General features: G+C 58.7%; 20 protein-coding genes. 6 read left to right on the top strand and 14 right to left on the bottom strand.

From position 1 onward, the window contains the following. The first annotated feature begins 150 nt into the window (after positions 1–150). Complete coding sequence (gene yghB / locus RTX96_RS07190; RefSeq protein ID WP_103820764.1) at positions 151–810, top strand: DedA family general envelope maintenance protein YghB; 660 nt, start codon at positions 151–153, stop codon at positions 808–810. Between the two features lie 56 nt (positions 811–866). Here yghB and RTX96_RS07195 read toward each other — a convergent pair whose 3' ends face one another. Continuing rightward, a complete protein-coding gene (locus RTX96_RS07195) occupies positions 867–1,757 on the bottom strand; it encodes an AraC family transcriptional regulator (protein WP_312268573.1) in 891 nt (296 codons plus the stop codon). 192 nt (positions 1,758–1,949) lie between these two features. On the opposite strand from RTX96_RS07195, the gene yqhD reads away from it, so the two are divergent. Next, positions 1,950–3,113 carry an alcohol dehydrogenase gene (gene yqhD, locus RTX96_RS07200; RefSeq protein WP_103820766.1) on the top strand — a complete coding sequence of 388 codons (1,164 nt, stop codon included), beginning with the start codon at positions 1,950–1,952 and terminating at the stop codon, positions 3,111–3,113. 104 nt (positions 3,114–3,217) lie between these two features. Beyond that, complete coding sequence (gene dkgA, locus RTX96_RS07205; RefSeq protein ID WP_312670626.1) at positions 3,218–4,045, top strand: 2,5-didehydrogluconate reductase DkgA; 828 nt, start codon at positions 3,218–3,220, stop codon at positions 4,043–4,045. 44 nt (positions 4,046–4,089) lie between these two features. On the opposite strand, the gene RTX96_RS07210 is transcribed toward dkgA, so the two are convergent. From RTX96_RS07210 to RTX96_RS07230, 5 genes are all read right to left on the bottom strand, one after another. Then, the gene (locus RTX96_RS07210; RefSeq protein ID WP_312268575.1) at positions 4,090–6,270 is read right to left on the bottom strand and encodes a YgiQ family radical SAM protein; all 2,181 of its coding nucleotides are present in this window, start codon (positions 6,268–6,270) and stop codon (positions 4,090–4,092) included. A 147-nt stretch (positions 6,271–6,417) separates the two neighbouring features. Next, entirely contained in the window at positions 6,418–7,830 is a 1,413-nt protein-coding gene (gene ftsP / locus RTX96_RS07215; RefSeq protein WP_312670627.1) for a cell division protein FtsP, read from the bottom strand. Between the two features lie 51 nt (positions 7,831–7,881). After that, positions 7,882–8,619 carry a 1-acylglycerol-3-phosphate O-acyltransferase gene (gene plsC / locus RTX96_RS07220; RefSeq protein WP_268109113.1) on the bottom strand — a complete coding sequence of 246 codons (738 nt, stop codon included), beginning with the start codon at positions 8,617–8,619 and terminating at the stop codon, positions 7,882–7,884. Positions 8,620–8,801: 182 nt separating this feature from the next. After that, on the bottom strand, positions 8,802–11,060 hold the full coding sequence (parC, locus tag RTX96_RS07225; protein ID WP_103820773.1) for a DNA topoisomerase IV subunit A: 2,259 nt from the start codon (positions 11,058–11,060) through the stop codon (positions 8,802–8,804). Positions 11,061–11,178: 118 nt separating this feature from the next. Then, on the bottom strand, positions 11,179–11,586 hold the full coding sequence (locus RTX96_RS07230) for a NirD/YgiW/YdeI family stress tolerance protein (RefSeq protein ID WP_312670628.1): 408 nt from the start codon (positions 11,584–11,586) through the stop codon (positions 11,179–11,181). A gap of 216 nt (positions 11,587–11,802) precedes the next feature. On the opposite strand from RTX96_RS07230, the gene RTX96_RS07235 reads away from it, so the two are divergent. Both RTX96_RS07235 and RTX96_RS07240 read left to right on the top strand, forming a co-directional pair. Next, entirely contained in the window at positions 11,803–12,384 is a 582-nt protein-coding gene (locus RTX96_RS07235) for an NAD(P)H-dependent oxidoreductase (protein WP_103820775.1), read from the top strand. A gap of 30 nt (positions 12,385–12,414) precedes the next feature. Next, complete coding sequence (locus RTX96_RS07240) at positions 12,415–12,729, top strand: putative quinol monooxygenase (RefSeq protein WP_042390335.1); 315 nt, start codon at positions 12,415–12,417, stop codon at positions 12,727–12,729. Between the two features lie 83 nt (positions 12,730–12,812). On the opposite strand, the gene RTX96_RS07245 is transcribed toward RTX96_RS07240, so the two are convergent. Genes RTX96_RS07245 through RTX96_RS07255 form a run of 3 tightly spaced genes read right to left on the bottom strand, consistent with a single transcriptional unit; the run spans position 12,813 to position 17,134 of the window. Next, positions 12,813–14,000 (bottom strand): glycoside hydrolase family 88 protein, encoded by a 1,188-nt coding sequence (locus RTX96_RS07245; protein ID WP_312670629.1) that lies wholly within the window; start codon positions 13,998–14,000, stop codon positions 12,813–12,815. A gap of 31 nt (positions 14,001–14,031) precedes the next feature. Then, the gene (locus RTX96_RS07250; protein ID WP_042390331.1) at positions 14,032–15,285 is read right to left on the bottom strand and encodes an oligosaccharide MFS transporter; all 1,254 of its coding nucleotides are present in this window, start codon (positions 15,283–15,285) and stop codon (positions 14,032–14,034) included. A 37-nt stretch (positions 15,286–15,322) separates the two neighbouring features. Continuing rightward, on the bottom strand, positions 15,323–17,134 hold the full coding sequence (locus RTX96_RS07255; protein ID WP_312670630.1) for a DUF2264 domain-containing protein: 1,812 nt from the start codon (positions 17,132–17,134) through the stop codon (positions 15,323–15,325). A gap of 168 nt (positions 17,135–17,302) precedes the next feature. On the opposite strand from RTX96_RS07255, the gene RTX96_RS07260 reads away from it, so the two are divergent. Continuing rightward, positions 17,303–18,142, top strand: coding sequence for an AraC family transcriptional regulator (locus RTX96_RS07260; protein WP_312670631.1), 840 nt, complete (start codon positions 17,303–17,305; stop codon positions 18,140–18,142). 5 nt (positions 18,143–18,147) lie between these two features. Here the strand turns inward: RTX96_RS07260 and RTX96_RS07265 are convergent, their stop codons facing one another. The 5 genes from RTX96_RS07265 to cpdA all read right to left on the bottom strand — a co-directional run bounded on the left by RTX96_RS07265 (position 18,148) and on the right by cpdA (position 22,298). Beyond that, positions 18,148–18,486 carry a DUF1869 domain-containing protein gene (locus tag RTX96_RS07265; RefSeq protein ID WP_103820779.1) on the bottom strand — a complete coding sequence of 113 codons (339 nt, stop codon included), beginning with the start codon at positions 18,484–18,486 and terminating at the stop codon, positions 18,148–18,150. Positions 18,487–18,496: 10 nt separating this feature from the next. Next, the gene (locus RTX96_RS07270; protein ID WP_103820780.1) at positions 18,497–18,829 is read right to left on the bottom strand and encodes a DUF1971 domain-containing protein; all 333 of its coding nucleotides are present in this window, start codon (positions 18,827–18,829) and stop codon (positions 18,497–18,499) included. A gap of 132 nt (positions 18,830–18,961) precedes the next feature. Beyond that, on the bottom strand, positions 18,962–20,854 hold the full coding sequence (parE, locus tag RTX96_RS07275; RefSeq protein ID WP_312670632.1) for a DNA topoisomerase IV subunit B: 1,893 nt from the start codon (positions 20,852–20,854) through the stop codon (positions 18,962–18,964). Between the two features lie 41 nt (positions 20,855–20,895). Further along, complete coding sequence (yqiA, locus tag RTX96_RS07280; RefSeq protein WP_103820782.1) at positions 20,896–21,471, bottom strand: esterase YqiA; 576 nt, start codon at positions 21,469–21,471, stop codon at positions 20,896–20,898. Beyond that, positions 21,471–22,298, bottom strand: coding sequence for a 3',5'-cyclic-AMP phosphodiesterase (gene cpdA, locus RTX96_RS07285; protein WP_103820783.1), 828 nt, complete (start codon positions 22,296–22,298; stop codon positions 21,471–21,473). Before cpdA ends, yqiA begins: the two co-directional genes overlap by 1 nt.

A 22,298-nucleotide genomic window follows, 5' to 3' on the forward strand; every position in this document is an offset into this window, starting at 1 on the left:
TACCGCGCGTATCGTGTAAAGTGTATGTGGCTGGTAGAAATTTAGACAATACCAGTGGAATTGTCTGCATTTCTTGCGCTAACGATCAAGGTGCTGCGGGCATTTCAGGAGTACAATAAGCCTTAATTACGCGGTTCCACAGGAATGTCCATGGCTGTTATTCAAGAAATTATCGCTGCGCTCTGGCAACACGATTTCGCAGCGTTAGCTAACCCACATGTTGTTGGCGTTGTTTACCTGGTTATGTTTGCAACGCTGTTTTTGGAAAATGGACTGCTTCCTGCCTCGTTCTTACCCGGCGATAGCCTGCTGCTGCTGACCGGGGCGCTGATCGCCCGCGGCGTGATGGATTTTGTCCCTGCGCTGGTTATTCTGACGACTGCCGCCAGCCTCGGCTGCTGGCTGAGCTATATTCAGGGCCGCTGGCTTGGTAATACACGGGTGGTCAAAGGCTGGCTGGCGCAGCTGCCAGCGAAGTATCACCAACGCGCGACCTGTATGTTTGACAGACACGGTCTTCTGGCACTGCTGGCCGGGCGCTTTCTCGCTTTCGTCCGTACCCTGCTGCCTACTATGGCGGGTATCTCCGGGCTGTCGAACCGCCGCTTTCAGCTCTTTAACTGGCTGAGTGGCCTGCTATGGGTAGGCGTCGTCACCGGCCTCGGCTACGCCCTGAGCATGATCCCCTTCGTCAAGCGCCATGAGGATCAGGTCATGACCTTCCTGATGATCCTGCCGGTGTTCCTGCTGGTGGCCGGACTGCTGGGTACGCTGGTTGTGGTGATCAAGAAGAAGTACTGCAACGCCTGATCTCTTCCCTCTAGTAAATGCCGGATAGCGCTGCGCTTATCCGGCCTCCATAATCACTACACCCCTCTAATCCGCGCCGCATCCTCTCCCGGCGTCACGCCAAAGTAGCGTTTGAACTCGCGGCTAAACTGCGAAGGGCTTTCGTAGCCAACGCGTATTGCCGCCGCACTGGCCTTCATGCCGTCGTGGATCATCAACATCCGCGCCCGGTGCAGCCGGTAGGTCTTCAGATACTGTAGCGGCGAGGTGCTGGTCACCGATTTAAAGTTATGATGAAACGCCGACACGCTCATGTTGGCTTCGGCGGCCAGCTGGTCCACGCTCAGGTTCTCGGTGTACTGGCTCTCGATACGTTTCAGCACCCGGCTAATGAGGCTGAAGTGGGTCTGGCGGCTGACCAGTGCCAGTAGCGCCCCGCCGCACGGCCCTGTCAGCACGTGATAGAGAATTTCGCGTACGATCTGCTTACCCAAAATCCGCGCATCCAGCGGCCGGGCCATCACGTCCAGCAGCCTCTCAATAGCGCAGAGGATCTCCCCCGACAGCGTCGCCGAATTGATGCCGCTTGCCGCCATAGCGGGCTGGAAATGCTCGTCCTCGCCAATATCCATCAGCAGCTCCTGCAGCTGTAAAATATCAACGTTAAGGCGGATCCCCGCCAGCGGCACCTCTGGGGTGGCAAAGGTTTCACACTCAAAAGGTAGCGGCACGGTGAGCAGCAGATACTCATTCGTGTCGTAGCGAAAAACGCGATCGTTGATATAACCGATTTTATGCCCGGAAAAGAGGATCACGATGCCAGGCTGATACATTACCGGCGTACGCGTCCCGGGCTGGGTACCGTAGAGCAGCCGTACGTCGGGCAGTAGAGCACTGAGCCTGTTCTCATTATTTTTCAGCTGCTTAATCTGCTGCGTCAGCTGGCGACAGATCGCTTCGCGGTTCATTTCATCCCACTCCACACGCATTTTTTATTGCGCTCAGTGTGCGCGTTTTTATGCGATTTCTCCAGCGCTCGGGAGGAATGGGCAAGAGATCGGCAGGAATGTGCATTGAGCGTGTCGGGCGCGAAGACCACAATAACCCTCAACAGGCAGTTCGCTGCCGTCTGTTTTTTCACCGATACAAGGGAAAGCGTCATGAATAACTTTAATCTCCACACCCCTACCCGCATCCTGTTTGGTAAAAACGCCATTGCCGATCTGCGCGACCAGATCCCGGCAGGCGCACGCGTGCTGATCACCTACGGCGGTGGTAGCGTTAAAAAAACCGGCGTGCTGGATCAGGTCTATAGCGCGCTAAACGGCCTCGACGTGCTGGAGTTTGGCGGCATTGAGCCGAACCCCTCTTACGAAACGCTGATGAAAGCGGTGGCGATTGCCCGCGAAGAGAAGATCACCTTCCTGCTGGCGGTCGGCGGTGGCTCGGTGCTGGACGGCACAAAATTTATCGCCGCCGCTGCGCACTATGCTGACGGCATCGATCCGTGGCACATCCTGCAAACCCGCGGCAGCGAGATCAACAGCGCCATCCCGATGGGCTCCGTGCTGACCCTGCCGGCTACCGGCTCCGAGTCTAACAAGGGCGCGGTTGTTTCCCGTAAAGCCACCGGCGACAAGCAGGCGTTCCACTCTCCGTTCGTCCAGCCGGTATTCGCTATTCTTGACCCGGTTTACACCTACACCCTGCCGCCGCGCCAGGTGGCAAACGGCGTAGTCGATGCCTTTGTCCATACCGTTGAGCAGTACGTGACCTATCCCGTTGATGGCAAAATTCAGGATCGTTTCGCGGAAGGCATTCTGCTGACGCTGATCGAAGAGGGTCCGAAAGCGCTGCAGGAGCCGGAGAACTACAGCGTGCGCGCCAACGTCATGTGGGCGGCAACCCAGGCGCTGAACGGCCTGATCGGCGCGGGCGTGCCGCAGGACTGGGCCACCCATATGCTGGGTCACGAGCTGACGGCGATGCACGGTCTGGATCATGCCCAGACGCTGGCAGTGGTGCTGCCCGCGCTGTGGAATGAAAAACGCGAGGCTAAACGCGGCAAGCTGCTGCAGTACGCCGAACGCGTCTGGAACATCACCGAAGGCAGCGACGACGAGCGTATCGACGCGGCCATTGCCGCCACGCGTAGCTTCTTCGAGCAGATGGGCGTCCCGACCCGCCTCTCCGGCTACGGCCTCGACGGCAGCTCTATCCCCGCCCTGATTGAGAAGCTGAACGAGCACGGCATGACCCAATTAGGCGAACATCAGGATATTACCCTCGACGTTAGCCGACGCATCTACGAAGCCGCACGCTAAAGGTTTTTTCTTCTAATACTTTCGTTTTTGGGCTTTTCGACCAGACTTAAGTCACTCAACTCCACCTGGGCCAGCCCGGGTGGATTTCATATAAGGAGGAATGCATGGCAAATCCAACCGTGATTAAGCTTCAGGACGGCAACGTAATGCCGCAGCTGGGCCTCGGCGTATGGAAAGCGGGCAACGAAGAGGTCGTCACCGCCATTCATAAAGCGCTGGAGGTGGGCTATCGCTCGATTGATACCGCCGCAGCCTACAAAAATGAAGAAGGCGTCGGCAAAGCTATCGAAAGCGCTGGGATCCCGCGCAGCGATCTGTTTATCACCACCAAGCTGTGGAATGACGACCAGACCCGCCCTCAGGAGGCGTTACAGGCCAGCCTCGACAAGCTGAAACTCGATCATGTTGATCTCTACTTGATGCACTGGCCGGTTCCGGCTATCGATCATTACGTTGAAGCCTGGAAGGGAATGATCAAACTGCGGGAGCAGGGGCTGGTAAAGAGCATTGGCGTCTGTAACTTCCAGATTAGCCATCTGCAACGCCTGATCGACGAAACTGGCGTCACGCCGGTGATCAACCAGATTGAGCTGCATCCGCTGCTGCAGCAGCGTCAGCTGCACGCCTGGAACGCGACCCATAAGATCCAGACCGAATCCTGGAGCCCGCTGGCCCAGGGCGGTGAAGGGGTCTTTGACCAGAAGATCATTCGCGAGCTGGCGGACAAGTACGGTAAAACCCCGGCGCAGATCGTCATCCGCTGGCACCTGGATCAGGGCCTGGTGGTGATCCCGAAATCGGTCACCCCGGCACGCATTGCGGAAAACTTTAAGGTGTGGGATTTCCGCCTCGATAAAGATGAGCTGAGCGAGATCGCGAAGCTTGATCAAGGCAAACGCCTCGGCCCCGATCCGGACCAGTTTGGCGGGTAATGCGTTGCCCGGTGGCGCTATCGCCACCGGGCATTTTCACGAAATTAACGTCCGGCGACTTTTCCGCGTTTTTTGTTCGCAGCAGGTGCCGTTCCGTTCGAACGCTGATGCACAATCGGCGTATGCTTGGTCAGCGCCGGACGCGTATGGCGGTTCTGGCGCTGTGCCTCCCGCATCTCGTCGAGGGTTGGCGCAGGCACCAGGCAGTCGCGACGGCTACCGATCAGATGCTTTTTACCCATCTCTTCTAGCGCCTGGCGGATCAGCGGCCAGTTTTTCGGATCGTGATAGCGCAGCAGCGCCTTATGCAGGCGACGCTGTTTCTCGCCCTTCGGCACCACGACGTTCTCACTCTTGTAGCCAATCTTGCCGAGCGGGTTCTTGCCGGTGTAATACATGGTCGTCGAGTTGGCCAGCGGTGACGGATAGAAGTTCTGTACCTGATCGAGGCGGAAGCGGTGTTTTTTGAGCCACACGGCCAGATTCACCATGTCTTCGTCACGCGTTCCCGGGTGGGCGGAGATAAAGTACGGGATCAGATACTGCTCTTTCCCGGCCTGCTTTGAGTAGGTATCAAACAGCTCTTTAAAGCGGTCGTAGCTGCCCATCCCCGGCTTCATCATCTTCGACAGCGGGCCTTCTTCAGTGTGCTCTGGCGCAATCTTCAGGTAGCCGCCCACGTGATGGGTTGCCAGCTCTTTGATGTAGCGCGGATCTTCCACGGCGATGTCGTAGCGCACGCCGGATGCGATAAGGATCTTTTTGATCCCCTTCAGATCCCGGGCGCGGCGATAGAGGTTGATCGTCGGCTCATGGTTGGTATCCATATGCGGACAGATATCCGGGTAGACGCACGACAGGCGGCGGCAGGTCTGCTCTGCGCGCGGCGACTTACAGCGCAGCATATACATATTGGCCGTTGGGCCACCGAGATCGGAGATCACTCCGGTAAAGCCCGGCACGGTGTCACGAATCGCTTCGATCTCGTTGATGATCGACTCTTCGGAGCGGCTCTGGATAATGCGCCCTTCGTGCTCGGTGATGGAGCAGAAGGAGCAGCCGCCAAAGCAGCCGCGCATGATGTTGACCGAGAAACGGATCATCTCATAGGCCGGAATGCGGCTGTTGCCGTAGGCCGGATGCGGCACGCGCTTGTAGGGCAGCGCAAAGACGCTGTCCATCTCTTCGGTGGAGAGCGGGATCGCCGGCGGGTTGATCCAGATGTAGCGGTCGCCGTGCTTCTGCATCAGCGCCCGCGCGCAGCCTGGGTTGGTCTCATGGTGCAGAATGCGCGAGGCATGGGCGTAGAGCACCTTGTCGGCCTTCACCTTCTCAAAGGAGGGCAGCAGAACGTAGATCTTCTCCCACGGCTTCGGACGCGGCGGCTGGATGACCACGGCTTTTGCTTCGGCTTTTTTGGGTTCAACAGGCTTGTTATCGGCACACGGCAGATCCTCTCCATACGGATGGGGGATTGGATCGATTTTGCCCGGCATATCAATGATGCGGGAGTCTACCCCGCTCCAGCCCGGCAGCGCCTCTTTGACCATAATGGCGGTGTTGCGTACGTCACGGATGCTGGCCACCGGCTCGCCCTGTGACAGGCGATGGGCAACCTCAACCAGCGGACGCTCACCGTTGCCGAAGATCAGCATGTCGGCTTTGGAATCCACCAGCACCGAGCGACGCACGGTATCCGACCAGTAGTCGTAGTGCGCGGTACGGCGCAGGCTCGCCTCAATGCCGCCAAGGATCACCGGCACATCTTTCCACGCCTCTTTACAGCGCTGGGTATAGGCCAGAGTGGCACGATCCGGGCGCTTGCCCGCCACGTTATCCGGCGTATAGGCATCGTCATGACGCAGCTTACGATCGGCGGTGTAGCGGTTGATCATCGAGTCCATGTTACCCGCGGTGACGCCGAAGAAGAGATTCGGCTTGCCGAGGCGCATAAAGTCCTCTTTGCTGTTCCAGTCCGGCTGGGCAATGATGCCGACGCGGAAACCCTGCGCCTCCAGCATGCGTCCGCAGATCGCCATGCCGAAGCTCGGGTGATCGACATAGGCATCCCCGGTAACCAGGATGATGTCGCAGCTGTCCCAGCCAAGCTGATCCATCTCTTCACGTGACATGGGCAAAAACGGCGCGGGGCCGAAACAGGCAGCCCAGTACTGCGGCCATGAGAAGAGGTCGCGATCCGGCTGGATCAGGGAGATAGCGCTCATAATGCTTCCGGGGTGATTAAAAAAAGGTCGTCAAAGGGCGGCGATTATACGCTTGAACAATGGGGGAAATGAAGGAATTTTGTACGGGATATTTACCCGGCATACAGGTTGCGTAGGCCGGGTAAGGCGAAGCCGCCACCCGGCGATTTACGGTGCCGGGTTGACCAGCAGCTGACCGATAGAGCCACGGTCGGACATCTCCAGCGTCTGGCTAAAGTACTGGAACGGGAAGTGCGGCCACGAAGGCTGTCCGTAGTAGACCAGTAGCTCAACCTGCCCATCTACCCAGACGGTATCCTTCATCCCCCGATCCTCCGGGAACGGCATCGCGCCGTTGACGTTGCGGATCAGGAAGCTGACGCCCTCGATATGGAACGACTGCGGCGTGTCGGCACGCACCGTCCAGCGCTCCCACGTCCCCTGCTGGGCGGTAATATCGATACGCTTGATATCCCACAGCTGGCCGTTGATCCCCGGATCGTCGCCGAGGGCAATATCGCGGCTGCGCACCGCCGCACCGCTCATCAGCTCCGTCGGCAGCAGCCGCAGCGGCAGCGTATCGGTCACCAGCGGCAGCAGCCCGGTGGGACGTAACGTCAGCACCAGGGTGGAGATCAGGATGCTTGATGGCTCAAAGAAGCCGCGGATGCGGTCAACAATGCCCGCCGCTTCGCCGCAGGTGATCGACACTTCGTCACCGTTGGTCATATTCACGAGGATCTCACGCCGTTCGCCAGGGGCCAGCGAAAGCTGCTTCACCGACACCGGCGCGGGTAAAAAGCCCTGGTCGCCGGAGATAACGTGCAGCGCCCGGCCATCGCTCATCTGCAGCTGATAGCGTCGGGCGTTAGAGGCGTTCAGCAGGCGCAGGCGTACCCAGCCGCGTGACACCTCGACATAGGGGCTCTGCGCGCCGTTAACCAGTAGCGTATCGCCAACGAAGCCGCCGCTGCCCGGCTCGCTGTACTCTGGCGTGCCGAAGTTATCCAGCCGCTTGTCCTGAATAATGACGGGAAAATCATCTACGCCATAGTGATTGGGGATGGGCAGCGATTTACTCACCTCATCCTCAATCAACCACATGCCAGCCAGGCCGTTATAGACCTGCTCCGCGGTGCGGTTGGGCGTGTTAGCGTGATACCAGAGCGTCGCCGCGCTCTGGCGGATCGGCAGCACCGGCGCCCAGTCAGCGCTGGGGGACATCATTCGCGCCGGGCCGCCGATCAGCGGACCCGGCACCTGCAGGCCGCTGATGGTCATGGCGACGTTCTCTGCCAGCCGGTTGCTGTAGATCATCTTCACGTCATCACCGCTCCAGACGCGAATGGTCGGCCCCAGGTAGCGCCCGTTAATGCCCCATACCTGGGCGCGGGTGCCCGGGGTAAAGGACCAGTGCGCCCGCTGCAGGGTCAGAAACAGCGGCTGCCCACGGCGGGATTCAATAAGCGGCGGCACAGGCAGCGGCTGCTGCTGCCCGGCGGCGTTGGCCCGTAGCGGAACCGCGCCCACACAAAGCGCAGCGCCGGAGGCCTGGATAAACTGACGCCGACTGAGTGACATATCTTGCTCCCTGTAAAACGGACTAAAGCGCGTAAAAAGGTACGGCTACCTCTACCGCTTGCCAGCGGCTTCGCGGGCGGCAACTTCGCTATCAAGCTCGGCGATCTTTTCCGCCATCAGCGCACGGCAGTGAGTAGCCAGCTCGCGCACCTGATCTTTGCCAAACCGGCTGGTGTCCACCGGCGGCAGCATTTCGACAATCACCAGACCGTTATTCAGACGGTTAAGGTTAATTTTATTAGAGGTATTCGAAACGCATACCGGAATAATGGGCACGCCAGCAGCGATAGCCGCATGGAACGCGCCGGTCTTAAACGGCAACAGCCCCCGCCCGCGGCTGCGGGTACCTTCCGGGAACATCCAGATAGAGATGTTTCGCTTCTGAATATGCTTGACCACCTGAGCGATGGTCCCGTGCGCTTTAGCACGGTTATCGCGGTCAATCAGCAGGTTACCGGTCAGCCAGTAGAGTTGGCCAAAGAACGGGATCCACAGCAGGCTCTTTTTGCCCACGGTGACGGTGCGCGGCTGCACAATGCTTGCCGCGGTAACCATATCGTAGTTGTTCTGGTGGTTGCCGATGTAGATCGCATTACCGTACGTTGCCGCATCAGGCGGCATGCGCAGCTCTACTTTGATACCCATGACCGGCGCCAGACGGCCGAACAGATGGCCGAAGGTGGCGACGTGTTTTGGATTCCGTGGGCTAAACAGGCAGTAGATACAGCCAAAGATACAGACCAGGATGCTGTAAATAACAACAATGATTGCGCGTAAAATGAATAGCATAGCTACCTCGAAAGCCTGGACACCCGCCCATTATAGTGTAGCGGCTGACGGTGCACGGCTTTGTTCCATCGGGTCCGTGAAAAAGCGTATTGTCAATCGTAACCTGCGATTTAACAATGACTTTACGGGAAATTTTATGGGTAGCTCCCCCTTCGGCGGGAAGGGGGAGAAGCACACAGGGATTACTCTTCGCTGTCGCCAGCCGTTGCCCGACGCGGCGAATCGATGTCGACCTTGTCGATACGCTGGAGTCCGCGCATCAGCGTCCCGCGACGGCCACGCTCGCCGTGAACCTTCTGCAGCTCTTCCGGGCGCATTTTGATTTTGCGCTTGCCGGCGTGCAGGGTTAGCGTGCTCTGCGGCGGCAGGATAAAGAGGTGTGCCAGGCTATCCTCTCCCTTCGCCGCTTCGGCTGACGGAATGCTGATGATCTTATTGCCTTTACCTTTCGACAGCTGCGGCAGATCGCTAATCGGGAACATCAGCATGCGTCCGGCGGCGGTGATCGCCAGCAGCAGATCGTTATCGTCAACAATCTCTAGCGGCGGCAACACGTGCGCATTTTCCGGCAGAGTAATCAGCGCTTTACCGGCACGGTTGCGGGCAATCAGATCGTTGAAGGTACAGACAAAACCGTAACCCGCGTCGGAGGCCATCAGCAGCTTCTGCTCTTCGCTGGCCATCACCATATGCTCAACGGTGGCACCCGGCGGCAGCGTCAGCTTGCCGGTCACCGGCTCGCCCTGCCCGCGCGCCGACGGCAGCGTCAGCGGATCGACGGCGTAGCTACGCCCGGTAGTGTCGATAAACACCACCGGCTGGTTGGTTTTTCCTTTAGCGGATGCTTTCCAGCTATCGCCTGCTTTGTAGCTCAGGCCCTGGGCATCGATATCATGACCTTTGGCGCTGCGCACCCAGCCCATCTGCGACAGCACGATAGTCACCGGCTCGGACGGCAGCATGTCATGCTCGCTCATCGCCTTCGCCTCTTCACGCTCGTGCAGCGGTGAACGGCGATCGTCGCCGAACGCGTCGGCATCGGCCTGCAGCTCTTTCTTCAGCAGGGTGCTCATTTTACGCTCGGAGGCCAGCGTGCTCTGCAAACGGTCGCGCTCTTTTTCCAGCTCGCTCTGCTCGCCGCGGATCTTCATCTCTTCCAGCTTGGCAAGGTGGCGCAGCTTCAGCTCCAGGATCGCTTCAGCCTGGGTTTCACTGATGCCAAAACGCGACATCAACACCGGCTTAGGTTCATCTTCACCGCGGATGATCTCAATCACCTCGTCGATGTTAAGGAACGCCACCAGCAAACCTTCAAGGATGTGCAGGCGCTTGAGCACCTTCTCCAGGCGGTGGTTCAGGCGGCGGCGCACGGTATCGCGGCGGAACGCCAGCCACTCGGTGAGGATCTCCAGCAGGTTTTTCACCGCTGGACGTCCGTCGAGGCCGATCATGTTCAGGTTGATACGGTAGCTCTTCTCCAGATCGGTGGTGGCGAACAGGTGGTTCATCACCTGATCCATATCCACCCGGTTAGAGCGCGGCACAACCACCAGACGGGTCGGGTTTTCGTGATCCGACTCGTCACGCAGATCGTCCACCATCGGCAGCTTTTTATTACGCATCTGGGCCGCGATCTGCTCCAGCACGCGCGCCCCGGAAACCTGGTGCGGCAGTGCGGTAATGACCACCGCGCCATCCTCTTTTTTCCACACCGCACGCATGCGCACGGAGCCGCGGCCGTTCTGGTAAATTTTGCGGATTTCCGCCCGAGAGGTAATGATCTCCGCCTCGGTCGGGTAGTCCGGCCCCTGGACAATATCCAGCAGCTGATCGAGCGTGGTCTTCGGCTGGTCGATCAGGGCGATGGCCGCCTGGGCCACTTCGCGCAGGTTGTGCGGCGGAATATCCGTCGCCATGCCAACGGCGATCCCGGTGGTACCGTTCAGCAGAATGTTTGGCAGGCGGGCAGGCAGCATTTTCGGCTCCTGCAGCGTGCCGTCAAAGTTAGGCACCCACTCAACGGTGCCCTGCCCCAGCTCGCCCAGCAGCAGCTCGGCATATTTGGAGAGGCGCGACTCGGTGTAACGCATCGCCGCGAAGGATTTCGGATCGTCCGGCGCCCCCCAGTTCCCCTGGCCGTCAACCAGTGGATAGCGGTAGGAGAACGGCTGGGCCATCAGCACCATTGCTTCGTAGCAGGCGCTGTCGCCGTGGGGATGGTATTTACCCAGCACGTCGCCCACGGTACGGGCGGATTTTTTAAACTTCGCGCTGGCGTTGAGGCCCAGTTCAGACATGGCGTACACGATACGCCGCTGCACCGGCTTCAGGCCGTCGCCAATAAACGGCAACGCGCGGTCCATGATGACGTACATGGAGTAGTTTAGGTAGGCGTTTTCAGTGAATTCATGTAGCGCGAGGCGCTCTGCCATATCGCTCATTACGTGTGATTCCTCAGCGTTTGCACCCAATTATTCAGGGGCAATATTGCCGCAGATTTTACCTTATCTGCCCTCCTGAGTCACAAGAAAAAGGCCGGATAACCGGCCCTTCGGGGATTTACTTGGCGAGCCTGGTGATTTGCTTCACCTCGATCTCAAACTCGTTCCAGTCCTTGTCAACTTTACCCTGAATTTCAACCTGATCCTGCGGGGTCACGTTCTGGCCGTTCCAGCGTTTTTGCTCAATTTCCACGTTTACCGTACCGCTGGCATCGCGGAAAACGTAGCGATCGTCAGAGAGGCGCTCGGTGATGTTACCCCGCAACTTCACCCAGCTGTCGTCTTGCAGATCTTTTGCCTTCGCTGCTGTGGTCGGGCTTACGCTGTTATCCACGAATCCACCCTGCTGAGTCTGGTTTTGCGTCTGGGTTTGCGTGGCCGATGGCCCGCTGAAGCCCCCCTCGGCGGCGAAAACGGGGGCGGAGGCCATCATAGCGATGGCGGCAATAGCAGCTAATTTTTTCATCGTGTATCTCCCTTTCATCTTGTTTCGTTATCCCTTAACAGGGTAGAGCGAAATGCATGGCTGGCAGAAAAATTTAACCTTTTTTACCCTGGGTGACGCTGGATGCAGCCGCCATTATTGCTGTAGATGCAAAAGTCTTTGCACATTTTGCTCATTTTTCTCTCTAGTACCGGCCATTACAATAGTCGGCAAATTCGTTTTCTAACGGGACAAATAATGAGCAACATCTTAATTATCAACGGCGCTAAAAAATTCGGCCACTCTAACGGCCAGCTGAATGACACCATGACCGACGTCGCCGCCAGCTTCCTGCGCGACAGCGGCCACGATGTGAAAGTGGTCCGCACCGACGGCGACTACGATGTGAAAGAGGAAGTACAGAACTTCCTGTGGGCCGACACCGTAATCTGGCAGATGCCGGGCTGGTGGATGGGCGCACCGTGGACGGTGAAAAAGTACATTGATGACGTCTTTACCGAAGGTCACGGCTCCCTGTATGCCAGCGATGGCCGTACCCGCTCCGACGATGCGAAAAAATATGGTTCCGGCGGCCTGATTCAGGGCAAAACCTACATGCTGTCGCTGACCTGGAACGCACCGCTGGAGGCTTTCACCGACAAAGAGCAGTTCTTCCACGGCGTGGGCGTTGATGGCGTTTATCTGCCGTTTCACAAGGCGAATCAGTTCCTTGGAATGGACGCGCTGCCGACCTTTATCGCTAACGATGTGATTAAAATGCCGGACGTGCCTCGCTATACCGCAGAATATCGCAAGCATCTTGCGGAAATTTTTGCTTAACTGTCAGACGGTACAAAGAAGGAGTTGACCATGTTGACAGTGATTGCAGAGATTCGCACCCGTCCGGGCCAGCATCATCGCCAGGCCGTGCTGGACGAGTTTGCGAAAATTATCCCAACCGTATTAGAGGAAGCGGGCTGCCACGGCTATGCGCCGATGGTAGACACCGCCGCTAACGTGAGCTTTCAGGCTACTAACCCGGACTCAATCGTGATGGTGGAGCAGTGGGAGACCGTGGCCCACCTTGAAGCGCACCTGCAAACCCCGCACATGAAAGCGTGGGGCGAGGCGGTAAAAAGCGACGTGTTAGAAACCCATATCCGCATTCTGGAGCAAGGGGTTTAATCAGGCGGGGGCCAGGCCCCCGCATGTTATACGACGTAGGCCCGGTAAGCGCAGCGCCACCGGGCGTTTACCACCCGTACCCGTTACCAGTAGAGCTTCCAGCTCTGGCTAAACCGCATCAGCGCCTCGACGTAGAAGTAATCCCCCCAGCTGGCACACTCATCCACGCCCTTGTTACTGGCGAGATGGTACACCGAGTGCTTCAACAGCCCGTTGCCGGGTTCGTTAATGCCCATCAGATAGTGCTTATTCAGCGACGACATAATGTGCATCGCCCACTGCTGATAGCGGGCGCGATCGGGATCGCTTACCGGTAGCTGCTTGACCAGCTCCAGCAGGCCGCAGACGGCAATGGCGGCGGACGAGGAGTCCCGCAGCGCGTCACTGCCGACCAGCGCCAGATCCCAGTGGCAGACGCCATCCTCCGGCAGGCGGTTAAGGAAGTAGTTCGCCAGCCTTTTTGACAGCGCCACCATCGTTTTATCGCCAGTGTAGAGGTAGCTCAGCAGGAAGCCATAGATACCCCACGCCTGCCCTCGCGACCAGCATGAATCATCGGCATAGCCCTGCTGGGTATTGCCGTAGCGCGGCGCGCCGGTCTGCACGTCCATGTAGTAGGTGTGAAAGGTCGACGCATCGTCGCGGATCAGATATTCCGCCGCCTGCTGAACGTGGGCTTTCGCCGCCTCGGCAAAGCGCGGATCGCCGGTCTGCTCGCTGGCCCAGTAGAGCAGCGGCAGGTTCATGTTACAGTCGATGATCATCCTTCCCGCCTGCTGCGGATCGGTAAGATCGCCCCACGCCTGGATGATCTGCGCCTTTTGATGGAAGCGTTCCAGCAGCGCCTCAGCGGCCTGAAGCGCAAAGCCACGTGCGTCTCGGTTGCCGGTCAAGCGCCAGGCCGCCACGCAGGAGAGCGTATAGAGAAAACCGAGATCGTGAGTGTTGGTATCCTGGCGTCCGGCAATGCGCAGCCCGAAAGAGCGCACGTGCTTCTCCGCCAGCGTGCGATATGACGCGTCGCCGCTCATCTCCCACGCCAGCCACAGCTGGCCGGTCCAGAAGCTGGTGGTCCACTCCACGTTATCGGTGAGCGGGTAGCAGCCTTTGACGCAGGTTTCGGCTGGAAACTTTTCACCGAACTCCGTTAAATGACGGCTTATCAGTTCGAGGGTCTGATGACGGGCGGTAACCAGCTCATCCTGAAAGGCGTGCTCATCCACCGGCGCGGGTACCGCTCCCAGACGCTCCTCAACGATACGATTTAACATATTCCGGTCCTTCTTCTTGTGAATAAATGATCTACCCGGCGACGTTGACCGCAGGCGCACCGCGACGCTTGCTCTGACAGGCCGACAGGGTAAAGGCTGAGATAAGGGTAAAGGTCAGGGCTATCGCGCCCATGATGATATAGGTCTGCTCAAAGCCGATTTTGTCGTAGAGGATCCCCGCCGGGGATGAGACCACCACGTTGCCGACGTAGAGCATCGCCTGGTAGCCCAGCAGGTACATGGTGGCGTTAACGCGCTTATCGAAATGCTCGGCGATATATTTAAAGACCGACACCAGCAGGAGGCAGATCTCCAGACCATAGAGCGGCTTGAGCACGGAGATTAAGAGATGGGAATCACACAGCCCGGAGATAATCAGCCGCGCGCCAACCACCAGACCGACGATCAGCAGCCCGCGCTTGGCCCCGACGTAGTTCACAAACATCGGGATGATCATGTACATCACAAACTCCATTCCCGACTGCACGGTACCCAGATAGCCAAACACGGCGTTGCCCTGGTGCACATCGTCAAAGAAGGTGACGAAGTAGCGGGAGAACTGCTGCTCGGCGATAAACATCATCCACGCCACGCCAGCCACGTAGAGGCAGAAGGCCCAGAACTTACGGTTTTTCAGCAGGGCATAGACGTCGGCGGGAACGATCTTCTCCTTCGCCAGCACCTCGCCCGCACGCTCGGTTCGCGTATCCACCTTCAGGCTAAACAGCACCACCAGCATCACGAGGGAGGCGACGCTGCCCATAATGAAGTTGTATGCCGGAGAGAGGTTAAACAGCAGCCCGGAGAAGGAGGAGGCCACCGCCCAGCCCAGCGATCCCCACATGCGGATCTGGCCGAACTCCATGCCGTTCAGCCGGCTGTAGCGATCGGTATAGGATTCGCAGGCCGCAACGCCCGCGTACCAGGCGAAGCTTAAATAGATGGCGCCGACGACGATCCCCAGCAGCGTATTGGAGAGCAGCAGCGGCTGGTAGACGTAGATAAAGAACGGTGCCATCAGAGCCGACACGGCGACCACAAAATAGAGCAGATATTTGCTCATGCCGATCTTATCCAGAATGTAGCCGTAGATGGGCTTAAGGATCACCGAGAAGATACCGTTAACAGCAAATACCGTGCCGATCACCGTCCCGCTTAGGTTCGCTTTTTGCCCGAGCCAGATAGCCAGCAGCCCAATACTGGCTGACCAGGTAAAGAAGTAGAGAAAGATAAAGGAGCTGATTTTGTAATATTCAGTCCGGTTGGTTTTAATTATTTTATCCATACTATCCTCGACGAAAGCATGTAGGGGTCAGAGTTTTTTATAACGTAATGACTAACGCCGTTGGCTGGCCGACATGGCGCACCGTCAGCGTTTCGTTATCCAGAAGCACCTCGGGGAGAGAGGTCATATCGCTGTATGTCGGATCGCCCGCGATAGCCGCGCAGCAGAGCCAGTGACGCCCCGGCCTCAGGGTGGCGGTTAAGACCGGGATCGCCGCACACTCGGCAAACATCACGCTGCTGTTGGGCGGAGTAATGACGCAGTCGCCGTGACGCTCAAGGCCAAACGAGAGATCGTAGATAGCGCTGCTGCCGTTGGCGGCGTGAACTACGCAGCCGGAGGCCTGGGTCTGGTGCGGGGCTTTCATCACCGCGAAACCGCCCTCAACGCTATTCAGATGGCGCGCGGTATCGATGCGGTGCAGGCGCAGATGACCGTCGCCGCAGGGGATCAGCCAGGTGGCAACCTGCACATCGTGCCAGGGCGACCAGCGCGAGAAGATGTACGCATCGTTGACCACCGTCTCGTCGCAGCCGCGACGGCCCCGGTAGTACTCATCCCCCTCCGCCAGCAGCAGCATGCTGTCACAGGCAGCGTGCTTGATGCCGTAGCGCCCGCGTTCGATGGTGAAACCAAAGCGGCTGGAATAGGCAAACTTGGTGTATTTCGCCTCGGTATTGACGTAGTTGTTCAGCTCAAGCTGGCCAGAGGCGAGCATGCAGACGTGCCGCGAGGCTTCGCTGTGCATCAGGATCTGTCCGGCATGGGGAAGCGCCCGCTGCGCCGCCAGCGCGGGTAAAGGCTGCTCCTCTGCCTGCCAGAACGGATGCCCTTCTGGTAGAGCGAGGATCAGGAACACCTTCAGCGCCCAGTAGGGTGAGCCGGGAGAGTTATAGTCTTCGCACATGGCGAGGTTCGGGTAGGCAAAGCCGAGGGTCAGAATGCCGTCCCGGTCAAAGATAGGCTGCGCCAGCCACCAGCGCAGGTGGCGAAGAACGATCCCCTTCACTATCCCCGGCGTAAATACGTCCAGCTCAGCAAAGGCCACCCCGCTCCAGAAGGCCACCATCGCAAAACGGTAGGTCAGACTGCGGCCAAAAGGCACCGACTCCCCGCCCGCCGCCGACATAGTGATAAAGTCATGGGCGAACCGCTGCGCCCTCTCCTTCAGGGTGGCGGCACGATGCGGATCGTCCTCGGCGTTCAGCGTGGCGTAGATCAGGCCGTAGAAGTGAAACGCCATCGAGATGTAGTAATCTTTCGGTCGCCCCGGACCGTCTGAGTACCAGCCGTCACCGAGGTAGTAAGCCTCCATCATCGTAAAGCGCCGCTCTACCGCATCGCGATCCCAGGGCAGCCCGGCGCGTTTAAAGCCGAGCTGCACCATAATGGCGAAGTAGTTCCAGTTGCTGTCGGGCATTTCGGCGTCGGTGATTTGATTCAGCCAGGCGTGGAGGTTCGCCTGCTCGCGCGGGCTAAAGCAGGCCAGCAGGCGGTCCTGCATCAGCGCCAGACCTAAGCCGTAGGCCGCCATCTCCACCAGCCGCTGGTCGTAAGGCCCGGTCTCGCCCCAGTAGCCTGGGCTGTGCGGATCGGTCCCCTGCTTGATGGCAGCGATGTATTTGGCGCTAAGCGGCGTCTCCTCGCCGCCAGCCAGCAGCGGAAACAGGCCCCACAGCGCCCGCGACAGCCCTTCCATATTGGCGATCTCAACGCTGTAGTGGGCGCAGGTATTACCTAACGCGAAGCGTGACTGCCCCTTGGGAAACTGCTTATCCAGCGCGCCCAGCATCTCCGCAACCAGCTCAACGACGTCCTGCCGGGATGACAATACATTTGATGTTTCCATTTCCGCATCAGCCTCTTAACAAAGTGGCTCAAGGATAGTGAATCGCTGGCGCGTAGAAATGTTAGCCACGTCACAGCCGGGAGAGATGAATAAACTCGCAGTTGAGAAAATTTAAAAAGGTGGTTTATAAAGACGTGCAGAGGGGTAAAAGTTGAGTTTTATTGCACTATGCGCGATGAGCCAAAATCTGACTATCTGGAGCTGATTACCTTAAACGATGCCGTCGCATCGTTCAGCCGCCTGTTTGCTAATACCGTGCGCTATCATCACTGGCACCAGTGCCTGGAGATCCTCTACGTTGAGGAGGGCTTCGGGGTGGCGATCGTCGATAACCGTCACTACACCATGCGGCCGGGGCGGCTCTTCTTCTTTCCGCCCTTTACCCTGCACAAGGTGAGGGTGGATGAGCAGGCCGAGGCGATCTACCGGCGCACCATTATCCATCTCGATCACCACGCGGTGCTGAAGGCGCTGCGTGATTTTCCCCTGGCCCAGCAGCGGTTGCAGACGCTCTCCCGACGCGGCGGCCCGGCGTGGGTGGCGGACGTTGCCGCCTGCCATAGCCATATCGACTATCTGTTTAGCTGCTACCCGCAGCCGATGAACAGCGAAAGCGTCGCCAGCCTGCTCATCAGCCTGTTTGCCATGCTGCCCGCCGATCGCGACGGCACGCCTGGCGACAGCCGCAGCATTGCTAGCCAGGCGATGTTCTGGCTCGATGAGCACTATCAGCATAAATTTAGCCTCGACGCCCTGGCGAACGAGCTGGGCAAGTCGCGCAGCTACGTGTCACGAAAGTTTCATGCCGAAACGGGCGAGAAGATCCACGACTATCTGAATACGCTGCGGCTACGCAAGGCCTGCGAGTGCCTGCTGCACAGCGATGAGAGCGTGCGTGACATCGCCGCACGGGTGGGCTTTTCCGACGTGACCTGGTTTATTAGCTCTTTTAAGCGAGGCATCGGCGAGACGCCGCTCCAGTATCGGAAAAATCACTCGGCGGCGTAGGGCATTTACCAGCCGCAGACGTTGGTCTCTTCGTCTGATTCATACCCGCGTACGATATTAATCAGATCCTTCACCGTGTCCGCCGCCGTGGTGGCGTCTTCTAATTCAGCAAGGCGGGAAAAGTCTTTATCGGCCGATACGCCGTTGTTGTTGTTCGTTACCGTCAACGTAAAACCTTTCTCGCTTTCACTTTTATCTGCCAGCGTGTTGATAAGCTCCGCTACCGCCGTATGGGCGAGAGCCGGGACGTAGAGCGACATCGGTTTCAGGTAAACCTTCTCTGCCGTTGCGCCGCTGCTGCCGTGTGTAATCGCTAAGGCGTAGCCTCTGTTTTCCGTGGTCATGATATCTACCTCAACCTTCAATGAGTACGTTAGGATCGACCCAAAAATCGACGTTAAATACCGTATCGTCAGACAGGGCTTCGATGCGGTGCCACTTCTCTGCCGGAAAGACGCCAAACTGCCCTGCTTCAATGGTCAGGGTCTCCACCGGCTCCGGGCTGGTCTCATCGGCATACCCGTAATAACGGATAGTGCCCCGCATGACGCAGAGGCGTGGGTTAACGCCCTGGCGGGTCCCCGCGTCCAGATGCCGTTGCCAGATGGAGGCCGGTGCGGTCTCTTTTGTCCACAGGGGCGTCGAGCGAACGTGAACATAGTGGGTAGGTATGACAATGCGCTGCATGTTTCATCCTCTTGGTAAGGGTTTTGGAGAAACTTCTTTTGCAGATCATATACCTGTTAAAAGGGGAAAGTGAGTCGCCTAAAGGGGTAGCGGAGGGGGTAAAAAAAAGCCCCGCACTGCGGGGCTGGTGTATCAGGCTTCGATATCGGCCATATCGCCTTTTTCCTGGAGCCAGTTGCGTCGGTCTTCCGAGCGCTTCTTGGCCAGCAGCATATCCATAATGGCGTTGGTACGCTGATCGTCATCGTCACTGATGGTGAGCTGCACCAGGCGGCGGGTATTAGGATCGAGCGTCGTCTCACGCAGCTGCATCGGGTTCATCTCCCCCAGCCCTTTAAAGCGCTGAACGTTAGGCTTGCCCTTCTTACGCTTCAGCTGCTCCAGCACGCCCGCCTTCTCCTCTTCGGTCAGGGCGTAGTAGACCTCTTTGCCCAGATCGATACGGTAGAGCGGCGGCAGCGCCACGTAGACGTGACCATGCTTCACCAGGGTACGGAAGTGCTTCACAAACAGGGCGCAGAGCAGCGTCGCGATGTGCAGGCCGTCGGAGTCCGCATCGGCGAGGATGCAGATCTTGCCGTAGCGCAGCTGAGTGAGATCTTCGCTGTCCGGATCGATGCCGATGGCTACCGAAATGTCGTGCACCTCCTGCGAGGCCAGCACTTCGTCAGAGGAGACCTCCCAGGTATTGAGGATCTTACCCTTTAGCGGCATGATCGCCTGGAACTCGCGGTCGCGCGCCTGCTTGGCCGAGCCGCCCGCCGAGTCACCCTCGACCAGGAATAGCTCGGTGCGGTTGAGATCCTGCGCGGTGCAGTCCGCCAGCTTGCCGGGCAGCGCCGGGCCGCTGGTGAGCTTTTTACGCACCACCTTCTTCGCCGCCCGCAGACGACGCTGGGCGCTGGAGATCGCCATCTCGGCCAGCATCTCCGCCGCCTGCACGTTCTGGTTCAGCCACAGGCTGAAGGCGTCTTTTACCACGCCGGAAACGAACGCGGCGCACTGGCGCGAAGACAGGCGCTCTTTGGTCTGCCCGGCAAACTGCGGATCCTGCATCTTCACCGACAGCACGTAGGCGCAGCGGTCCCAGATATCCTCCGCTGACAGCTTAACGCCACGCGGCAGGATATTGCGGTATTCGCAAAACTCGCGCATCGCGTCCAGCAGCCCCTGACGCAGGCCGTTGACGTGCGTCCCGCCCTGCATGGTCGGGATCAGGTTAACGTAGCTCTCGGTGAGCAGCTCGCCGCCCTCCGGCAGCCACAGCAGCGCCCAATCCACCGCCTCGGTATCACCGGCAAAGGCACCGATAAAGGGCTTCTCCGGCAGGGTCGGCAGGCCGTTAACCGCTTCGGCCAGGTAGTCGTTGAGGCCGTCGGCGTAGCACCAGCGCTGCTCGCTGTCATTGACCTTATCCTTGAAGACAATCTCCACACCGGGGCAGAGCACCGCTTTGGCCTTCAGGACATGGGTCAGGCGCGATACCGAGAAGCGCGGGCTGTCGAAAAAGCTTTCGTCCGGCCAGAAGTGAACGCTGGTTCCGGTGGTGCGCTTCGGCGTACTGCCTACCACGGAGAGATCTTTCACCTTGTCGCCGTTGGCAAAGGCGATGTTATAGATCTTGCCGTCGCGCTTGACGTTAACTTCAACGCGCTTTGACAGGGCGTTAACCACCGAGATCCCCACCCCGTGCAGGCCGCCGGAGAACTGGTAGTTTTTGTTCGAGAACTTACCGCCCGCGTGCAGGCGGCAGAGGATCAGTTCAACCGCCGGAACGCCCTCTTCCGGGTGGATATCCACCGGCATACCGCGCCCGTCGTCGATGACTTCCAGCGACTGATCGGCATGGAGGATCACCTCCACGCGTTTGGCGTGCCCGGCCAGCGCTTCATCCACGCTGTTATCGATAACTTCCTGACCAAGATGGTTAGGACGAGTAGTGTCGGTATACATCCCCGGGCGGCGGCGGACCGGCTCAAGCCCGGTTAATACCTCAATGGCATCAGCGTTATAGGATTGCGTCATGGTGTATTCGTAGATAGTGACAGCATCGTCCCCTGCGAGGCTCAGTGCAGCCCGAGGAAATCGATAATCTGTGAAAAGTGATCGTCAAAGCCCACAAAGGCATGGTTTCCGCCTTCTTCAACCGTTTGACGGCACGAGGCGTAGTACGCGACGGCCTGGCGGTAATCCAGCACTTCATCACCCGTTTGCTGCAGCAGCCAGATTAAATCTGCCGCCTCCAGCGGATCGATCTGCATGGTTTTGAGATCGTAAATATGGCGTGACTCTAGCACATATTGCTGTCCGGTGTAGGGGTTCTCGTTGCGGCCAAGATAATCGGCCAGCAGTTCAAACGGGCGCACCGCCGGATTCACGACCACCGCGGGCAGCATAAAGCACTGGGAGAGCCAGGTGGCATAGTAACCGCCAAGAGAGGAACCCACCAGCCCCAGCGGCTCGCCGCCGTGCCCCAGCACCAGCGACTCCAGCAGCTCGGCGGCATCCGCCGGATAGGGTGGCAGCTGCGGCACCACCATCTCAATGTGCGGATGGTGCTCTGCCAGCCACTGCTGTAGCGCCACGGCCTTTGCCGAGCGCGGCGAGCTATTAAACCCGTGCAGATAGAGGAGCGTCGCCATCAGTAGCCTTCTGACGCTGTGTCAGGGCTGAAGCGGCTGCTCTGCAGGCGGCTGACTTCGGTATGCAGCGTGCCGTCGGCGTTGAGCTCCAGCCAGCGCCAGCCCGGCGCGATGGTATCTAGCGTAAAGTTGGCGCAGTGCGGCTTAAACTGGACGCAGGTCGAAGGCGTCGCCAGCAGGCGGCGGCCGTTCCAGTCGAGATCCTGCTCCTGATGAATATGGCCGCACAGCAGGTGTCTGACCCGGGGATAGCGCACCAGCACGTTATCCAGCTCCTGCGAGTTACGCAGGCTATGCTGATCCAGCCAGCTGCATCCCGCCGGCAGCGGATGGTGATGCAGCAGCAGCAGCGTGTAGCGCTCCGGCACCTCCGCCAGCTTTTTCTCCAGCCACTCCAGCTGAAACTCACTCAGTTCACCGTGTGGAACGCCAAACACCTGGCTGTCGAGCAGCAGTATCTGCCAGTTGTCACCGGCAAAGACCCGCTTGGCACCCGAGATGCCGGCCTCCTGCAGCGCGCTGTACATCGCGGGCTGGAAGTCATGATTGCCGGGCAGCCATACGCAGGGCACGTCAAAGCTGGCGATACCCTCAGCAAAGTGCTGATAGGCCGCAGCAGAGTGATCCTGTGCCAGATCGCCGGTAGCGACAATCAAATCGCAGTGACGCCGCTCGGCCCGGATGGCTTCCAATACCGCCTGATAGCTCTCCCAGGTATTGACCCCTAACAGCGTTTCATGCTTTTCGGCAAACAGGTGAGTATCGGTTATTTGTAAGATCCTGATACTGGCCTCACCCGCCAGATTCAGGTTTAACAGGCTTTCCAA

Origin of the sequence: Pseudescherichia sp. (assembly GCF_032052675.1) — a bacterium.
Lineage (GTDB): Bacteria > Pseudomonadota > Gammaproteobacteria > Enterobacterales > Enterobacteriaceae > Pseudescherichia.

Coding starts and splice junctions, on each gene's coding strand:
- yghB (WP_103820764.1), top strand. CDS start 151: ATGGCTGTTATTCAAGAAATTATCGCTGCGCTCTGGCAACACGATTTC.
- RTX96_RS07195 (WP_312268573.1), bottom strand. CDS start 1,757: ATGAACCGCGAAGCGATCTGTCGCCAGCTGACGCAGCAGATTAAGCAG.
- yqhD (WP_103820766.1), top strand. CDS start 1,950: ATGAATAACTTTAATCTCCACACCCCTACCCGCATCCTGTTTGGTAAA.
- dkgA (WP_312670626.1), top strand. CDS start 3,218: ATGGCAAATCCAACCGTGATTAAGCTTCAGGACGGCAACGTAATGCCG.
- RTX96_RS07210 (WP_312268575.1), bottom strand. CDS start 6,270: ATGAGCGCTATCTCCCTGATCCAGCCGGATCGCGACCTCTTCTCATGG.
- ftsP (WP_312670627.1), bottom strand. CDS start 7,830: ATGTCACTCAGTCGGCGTCAGTTTATCCAGGCCTCCGGCGCTGCGCTT.
- plsC (WP_268109113.1), bottom strand. CDS start 8,619: ATGCTATTCATTTTACGCGCAATCATTGTTGTTATTTACAGCATCCTG.
- parC (WP_103820773.1), bottom strand. CDS start 11,060: ATGAGCGATATGGCAGAGCGCCTCGCGCTACATGAATTCACTGAAAAC.
- RTX96_RS07230 (WP_312670628.1), bottom strand. CDS start 11,586: ATGAAAAAATTAGCTGCTATTGCCGCCATCGCTATGATGGCCTCCGCC.
- RTX96_RS07235 (WP_103820775.1), top strand. CDS start 11,803: ATGAGCAACATCTTAATTATCAACGGCGCTAAAAAATTCGGCCACTCT.
- RTX96_RS07240 (WP_042390335.1), top strand. CDS start 12,415: ATGTTGACAGTGATTGCAGAGATTCGCACCCGTCCGGGCCAGCATCAT.
- RTX96_RS07245 (WP_312670629.1), bottom strand. CDS start 14,000: ATGTTAAATCGTATCGTTGAGGAGCGTCTGGGAGCGGTACCCGCGCCG.
- RTX96_RS07250 (WP_042390331.1), bottom strand. CDS start 15,285: ATGGATAAAATAATTAAAACCAACCGGACTGAATATTACAAAATCAGC.
- RTX96_RS07255 (WP_312670630.1), bottom strand. CDS start 17,134: ATGGAAACATCAAATGTATTGTCATCCCGGCAGGACGTCGTTGAGCTG.
- RTX96_RS07260 (WP_312670631.1), top strand. CDS start 17,303: ATGCGCGATGAGCCAAAATCTGACTATCTGGAGCTGATTACCTTAAAC.
- RTX96_RS07265 (WP_103820779.1), bottom strand. CDS start 18,486: ATGACCACGGAAAACAGAGGCTACGCCTTAGCGATTACACACGGCAGC.
- RTX96_RS07270 (WP_103820780.1), bottom strand. CDS start 18,829: ATGCAGCGCATTGTCATACCTACCCACTATGTTCACGTTCGCTCGACG.
- parE (WP_312670632.1), bottom strand. CDS start 20,854: ATGACGCAATCCTATAACGCTGATGCCATTGAGGTATTAACCGGGCTT.
- yqiA (WP_103820782.1), bottom strand. CDS start 21,471: ATGGCGACGCTCCTCTATCTGCACGGGTTTAATAGCTCGCCGCGCTCG.